This is a genomic window from Gemmatimonadales bacterium (assembly GCA_035502185.1).
Lineage (GTDB): Bacteria > Gemmatimonadota > Gemmatimonadetes > Gemmatimonadales > JACORV01 > Fen-1245.
In genome coordinates this window covers 1-5977 of record DATJUT010000082.1, presented here as the reverse complement: position 1 = coordinate 5977, position 5977 = coordinate 1, and the positions used below count along the sequence as shown (strand labels likewise).

General features: G+C 70.2%; 7 protein-coding genes. 4 read left to right on the top strand and 3 right to left on the bottom strand.

The genetic code is table 11. From position 1 onward, the window contains the following. The coding region (locus tag VMF70_10905; GenBank protein ID HTT68529.1) for an efflux RND transporter permease subunit at positions 1-1404 on the top strand (1404 nt) is incomplete at its 5' end. Between the two features lie 73 nt (positions 1405-1477). On the opposite strand, the gene VMF70_10900 is transcribed toward VMF70_10905, so the two are convergent. The 3 genes from VMF70_10900 to VMF70_10890 are packed head-to-tail and all read right to left on the bottom strand — an operon-like array spanning position 1478 to position 3821. Further along, positions 1478-2176: a response regulator gene (locus VMF70_10900; GenBank protein HTT68528.1), complete on the bottom strand. Its 699-nt coding sequence runs from the start codon at positions 2174-2176 to the stop codon at positions 1478-1480. Continuing rightward, positions 2173-3015 carry an MqnA/MqnD/SBP family protein gene (locus tag VMF70_10895; GenBank protein ID HTT68527.1) on the bottom strand — a complete coding sequence of 281 codons (843 nt, stop codon included), beginning with the start codon at positions 3013-3015 and terminating at the stop codon, positions 2173-2175. Before VMF70_10895 ends, VMF70_10900 begins: the two co-directional genes overlap by 4 nt. Positions 3016-3017: 2 nt before the next feature. Further along, entirely contained in the window at positions 3018-3821 is an 804-nt protein-coding gene (locus VMF70_10890; protein ID HTT68526.1) for a zinc ribbon domain-containing protein, read from the bottom strand. A gap of 86 nt (positions 3822-3907) precedes the next feature. Here VMF70_10890 and VMF70_10885 point away from each other — a divergent pair, with 86 nt between their 5' ends. The 3 genes from VMF70_10885 to glnA all read left to right on the top strand — a co-directional run. After that, on the top strand, positions 3908-4402 hold the full coding sequence (locus VMF70_10885; protein HTT68525.1) for an RsbRD N-terminal domain-containing protein: 495 nt from the start codon (positions 3908-3910) through the stop codon (positions 4400-4402). 17 nt (positions 4403-4419) lie between these two features. Continuing rightward, entirely contained in the window at positions 4420-4689 is a 270-nt protein-coding gene (locus VMF70_10880; protein HTT68524.1) for a hypothetical protein, read from the top strand. A gap of 158 nt (positions 4690-4847) precedes the next feature. After that, the coding region (gene glnA / locus VMF70_10875; GenBank protein HTT68523.1) for a type I glutamate--ammonia ligase at positions 4848-5977 on the top strand (1130 nt) is incomplete at its 3' end.

Genomic DNA, 5977 nt, shown 5'->3' with positions numbered 1-5977 from the left:
CGCTTCCTGCGGTCGCGGCCCGAGGTGGCGTACACCTACTTCACGATCGGGGGCGGCTACACCCCCAGCGTCACGGACGGCACGATCTACGTGCGGCTGAAGCGGAGGGGCGAACGGCACCTCTCGCAGGACAAGTTCCAGATCGCGCTGCGCGCGGCCCTGCCGTCGTTCAAGGGGGTCAAGACCGGGATCCTCGATGCCTCGGGCATGGGCGGCGGCCAGCTGCCCGTCCAGGTCAACATCCTCGGGCCCGACATGACCCGCCTCCAGGACCTGAACGACCGGATGATGGCGGCGATCGGCGACGTGCCCGGCCTCGTGGATTTGAAGTCGAGCCTGGAGGGTCGGAAGCCCGAGTACGTGATCCAGGTGAACCGCGATCTCGCGGCCAACGTCGGGCTCTCGGTCGGCTCCATCTCCAGCACGCTGCGCACGGTGCTCGCCGGCCAGACGGCCACCACGTTCGAGGACGAGGCGGGGTACAGCCACGACGTCATCGTGCAGGTGGCGCCGGAGTTCCGCACCTCGTACGCGGACCTCGGCAGGATCCCGATCGCGACGGCGACGCTCAATCCGCGGACGCTCTCGCCGGTCATGGTGCCGCTGGGCCAGGTGGCCCAGATCGCGCCCTCGGGCGCGCCCGCCGAGATCAAGCGGCTCTCGCTCGAGCGCTCGGCCCGGATCGAGGGCAACTACCAGGACCGGCCGCTGACCGGCGTCATGGGCGACATCCGCAAGCGCCTCGCCACGGTGCCGTTGCCTCCCGGATACCGGATCGACTACGGGGGCGAGCAGAAGAACTTCGCGGAGACGACCGGCTACGTGCTCGAGTCCCTGACACTGGCCATCATCTTCGTCTACCTGATCCTGGCCTCGCAGTTCGGGTCGTTCCTCCAGCCGCTGGCCATCATGCTCTCGCTGCCGCTCTCGATCGTCGGCGTGCTGGTCGCGCTCGCTCTCACCCGCGATACGCTCAACATCCTCAGCATGATCGGCGTGATCATGCTGATGGGGCTGGTGACCAAGAACGCGATCCTGCTCGTGGACTTCACGAACAAGGCGCGCGAGAAGGGGGGCACCCGCCGCCAGGCGCTGATCGACGCCGGCGAGATCCGGTTCCGGCCGATCATGATGACCACGCTCTCGATGATCTTCGGCATGCTCCCGACGGCGCTCGCGCTGGGCGAGGGCGGCGAGTTCCGGGCGCCGATGGCGCGCGCGGTGATCGGAGGCCTGATCACCTCGACGATCCTGACGCTCATCGTGGTCCCGGTGGTGTACTCGTATCTCGACGACTTCGGGTCGAAGGTGCTGGCGCTCGTGTCGGCGGGAAGGCCCGCCCGCGCGAAGGCGCCGCGGGAGGCCCCGGGCACGCCCGAGCCGGAGGGCGCGGCGGCGGACTGAAGAACCAGGACCGTGGCGAGACGCCGAGCTCCGAGGGGCAAGGGCCTTCGGGGCTCGGCGTCTGGTTTGCGGCTTACGCCTTCAGGTCCGTCATGCGGGTGCCGGCCACGTAGGTCGTCGCCCGTTCGCGGTCGAGCTCGCCCACGCGCTTGAGGATGTCCGTGATCCGCGTCAACTGCTCGCGCGCCACCTTCAAGGCGTCGCGGCCGGCGGGAGGCAGCGCGCGCTCGTCGAGCCGGAGCAGGTCGAGATTGGCCGTGAGCGCCATCAACGGGTTGTTGATCTCGTGCGAGAGCGCGACGACGATCTCGCCGATCGCCGCGCGGCGCTCGGCCCGGATCAGGTCCTGCTGCGCGGCGGCGAGCTGGCGCTCGATCTCCCGCACGCGCACCACGCGGGCGACGACCTCGGGCAGCAGCGTGGTGAAGCTCTCGTCCTTGATGATGTAGTCGCTCGCGCCGAGGTGCAGCGCCTCGGCCGCGACGCGCTCGCTGCCGTGGCCGGTCATCACGATCACGGAGGCGAGGAGGCCGGCGGCGCGGATGTCGCGGAGGGCGTCGAGCCCGGTGCGGTCGCCGGCCAGCCGGAAGTCCATCAGGACGACGTCCACCTCGCCGGCCAGGCGGACGGCGGCCTCCGCCGTGGCGGCGACCCCCGCGACGGCGAGGCCGGCGTTGGCCACGAGCAGCTCGACCAGCTTGGCCTGCGCCGGATCGTCCTCGACGATGAGGACCCGCGGGACGGGACGCGCGGCTGCGGCGGGCGCGCTCACGCGCCCACGAACTCCGCCCGAACGGCGGTGGGCAGGACGCCGGCGCGATGGCCCTCGTCCAGCAGGCGCTGCACGGCGTGACGCCCCGTGGGCCCGAGGTCCACGGTGTAGTCGTTCACGTACATGCCCACGAACTCGTCGGTGCGTCGCGTGTCCATCCCCCGCGCGTAACCTTGCGCGTGCCGCAGCGCCTCGTCGCGGTGCGCCAGTCCCCAGACGATGGACGCCTTGAGGTCCGCGGCGACGGCGCGCACCAGATCGGCGCCGAGGTCCCGGCGCACCACGTTGCCGCCGAGCGGAAGCGGCAGGCCGGTCTCGCGAGCCCACCACTCCCCGAGGTCCTCCCAGAGGCTGAGCCCCCGGTCCGCGTACGTGAGCTGGCCCTCGTGGATCAACAGCCCGACCTCGACGTCGCCGGCGAGCACCGCATCCTCGATGGCGTCGAACGGCAGCACGCGGGTGCGGGCGCCGGCCTGATAGAGGCGCAGCGCGAGGTAGGCCGTGGTGAGCTCGCCCGGCACCCCGACCAGGCGTCCGGCCAGCGCCGCGCGCGGGTCCTCCGGGCGAGGCGCTCGCGCGACCAGGCGAGGTCCGTAACGGTCCCCGACGGAGGCGCCGTGCGCGAGCAGGGCGTAACGGTCGGCCAGGTAGGCGTAGGCGTGGAACGACACCGCCGTGACGTCGAGCTCGCCCGCCACGGCGCGTCGGTTCAGGGTTTCGATGTCGGCCAGCTCGTGGGCGTAGCGCCGGTCGCCCGTCGCCACCTTCCCGCCGGCGAGGGCGTAGAACATGAAGGCGTCGTCCGAGTCCGGGCTGTGCGCGACCCGGATGGTCGGCACGGTCAGGCCCCGCCCGCGCCCGCCCGCTGTGCCCGGTTCCGCGTGTCCTGCAGCATCTGGGCGTGCTCCTGGTACTCGGGGCGCTTCTTCGCCATCTCGGCGTCGTAGTTCTTCATGAACGCCTCGTAGGCGCGCTTGGCGCGGGCCGCATCGCCCTGGGCTTCGGCGGCCCGCGCCTTGAGGAGCCAGCCGAAGAGGTGGTTGGGGGTCTTCTGCAGGATGCTATCGCCCTCGGCCGCGGCGGCCACGGTGGCGCCGATCGCCAGTTGGACGAGCCCCAGGTGGAGCCGAGCATCGGCGTCCAGATCGCCGCCCAGGTTGGCGTACGCCTGGAGCGCCATCGGCGCGAAGAAGTTGACCTGTGCGGTGTCGCCGGCCTCGTTCGCGGTCATGATGCGGTTGTAAAGCCGGTCGGCCGCCTCGCGCGGCGTCATGGACGAGAGGTCGGTGGTCGCCCGTTCGCCGGCCGCCGGGGCGCCGGCCGCACTCTCCGCAGCGGCCGCCGGTGGCGCGCCGCTCTTCTTCGCGACCACGACGACGACCACCACCAGGAGCGCGAGCACGCATACGCCGGCCACGTACCACGCCATCCGGTCGTTCCTGGGCATGCCGCGCGCCGCGGGCTGGCCTCCGCCCGCAACCCCGGTCACCGGGGTGCCGCACTCCGGACAGAACTTGGCGCGGGCCGACAGCTTGGCGCCGCAGGAGCGACAGGCGGACGGCGCGAGGGGCGCGCCGCACTCCGAGCAGAACTTGCCGCCGGTCTGCGCGCCGCAGGACGGGCACTTCTGGAGTTCGGGTGACATCGGGCGAAGCTTAGCGCCGAAGGGGCGCCGGTGCCAAGACGGTGCGCCAACTGGCAACTTGCCGTCCGGCCACTAGCTTCAAGAGCATGTCCCTCGTCAGCCAGGCCTACCGGGACGCCGGTGACGCGATCCTCCGCCACACCAACGAGATTGCGCAGAACTGGCGCGACCTGGTCCGGGCCGACACCGCTATTGCCGGCGACGAGCGGCTCCCCGACCTGCTCCTCACCAACCAGGTGCCGGCCCTGCTGGCCGACATCGCGCAGGCGTTGAAAGAGGGGGAGGACGGCGCGTCGCCCGACCGGTCGATCGCCCGCCGCCGGCGCGGCCTCCGGTTCGGCAAGCTGCGGGGCCTCGCCCGCTACGATGCCGCCGACCTGTACCGGGAATTCCGGCACCTGCGGCATGCCATCTGGCGGTTCCTGCGCCAGCAGCTGGACTGGGGGCGCGGCGACGCGTTCGAGGTCATGCTGGCGATCGACCAGTATCTCGACGAGATCATCGGCGCGAGCTTGCGCGGCTACGTCGAAGCCTCGGAGCGCGCCGCCGAGCGTCCTGCCACCGACCCGCCGCCGGAATAGCCGCCGGCGGGGCCGCCATGGAACCATCGCCGCGCTTTCCCTGGCTCAAGGCTGCCCTGCACCTCGGCCAGTTGGCCCGAGGAGGCGCGCGCTGGGAAGTCTATCTGCAGGCGGAGCCCCATCCGGACATCGGCGCGGTTCGCGCCAGGCTCCATTTCCTCGCCGACGACCGGCACCGGGCGACGACCTGGATCTTCCTGGAGTGGACGGACAAGGAAGTCCTGGATCGGGCCCGGCAGCTGTCGGCCAGCGAGCTGTGGGCCTTTCTCGAGGGGCTGAGCCCGTAGGGACGCCACATTTGTCGCGCCTCCGCAGCACAATTTGTACAAGATTGTAGCCTGATCGCGCCTGGGGCCTGCTTCCGTGCAGTTTGCACGCTTTTTGCTTGACATCGTGCAAACGCCTGGGTACCCTACGAGTCTCGACTCCTGAACCGGACCCGCCCATGACCGCGACGATGCCCAAGACCAGCAAGCGCACCACCACGAGCAAAGCCCCCGCCACGAGGCCCGCGGACGTGATCCGCCAGGCCAGGGAGAGCGGCGCGCAGATGGTGGACGTGCGCTTCACCGATCTGCCCGGCACCTGGCAGCACTTCTCGATCCCGGTGGGCGAGTTCTCCGAGGACGTGTTCGAGGAGGGGCTGGGCTTCGACGGGTCGAGCATCCGCGGGTTCCAGGCGATCAACGAGAGCGACATGCTCCTGTTGCCGGACCCGTCCTCGGCGTTCGTGGATCCGTGCCTGAAGGTCCCGACGCTCGTGCTTACGTGCGACATCAAGGATCCGATCACGGGCCAGCGCTATTCGCGCGACCCGCGCTACGTGGCCCAGAAGGCCGAGCAGTACCTGGTGAAGAGCGGCATCGCGACGACCTCGTACTGGGGCCCCGAGGCCGAGTTCTACATCTTCAACTCCGCGCGGTTCGACCAGAACGCGCACGAGGGCTACTACCACATCGACTCGGAAGAGGGGATCTGGAACTCCGGCCAGAACGGCGGCACCCCCAACCCCGGGCACCGGCCGCGGCACAAGGAGGGCTACTTCCCCGTGCCGCCGGTGGACAAGCTCCAAGACCTGCGGTCCCGGATCGTGCTCGCGATGATCGCGTCGGGGATCAACGTCGAGGTGCACCACCATGAGGTGGGCACCGCCGGGCAGACCGAGATCGACATGAAGTACGGCCCGCTGGTGCGCATGGCCGACCAGATCATGATGTACAAGTACATCGTCAAGAACGTGTGCGACGAGCACGGGTACACGGCCACCTTCATGCCCAAGCCGATGTTCGGCGACAACGGCTCCGGGATGCACGTGCACCAGAGCCTGTGGAAGAACGGCGAGAACCTCTTCTGGAACGCCCGTGGCTACGCAGGGCTGTCGGACATGGCGCGCTTCTACATCGGCGGGCTCATCAAGCACGCCCCGGCGCTCCTGGCCTTCGCGGCGCCGACGACCAACTCGTACCGCCGGCTGGTGCCGGGCTACGAGGCGCCGATCAACCTCATCTACTCCCAGCGCAACCGCTCGGCGGTGTGCCGGATCCCGATGTACTCGAAGTCGCCGAAGACGAAGCG

Bases quoted from the DNA above. Each gene is read 5' to 3' on its own strand.
- VMF70_10885 (HTT68525.1), top strand. From the start codon at position 3,908: ATGTCCCTCGTCAGCCAGGCCTACCGGGACGCCGGTGACGCGATCCTC.
- VMF70_10880 (HTT68524.1), top strand. From the start codon at position 4,420: ATGGAACCATCGCCGCGCTTTCCCTGGCTCAAGGCTGCCCTGCACCTC.
- VMF70_10890 (HTT68526.1), bottom strand. From the start codon at position 3,821: ATGTCACCCGAACTCCAGAAGTGCCCGTCCTGCGGCGCGCAGACCGGC.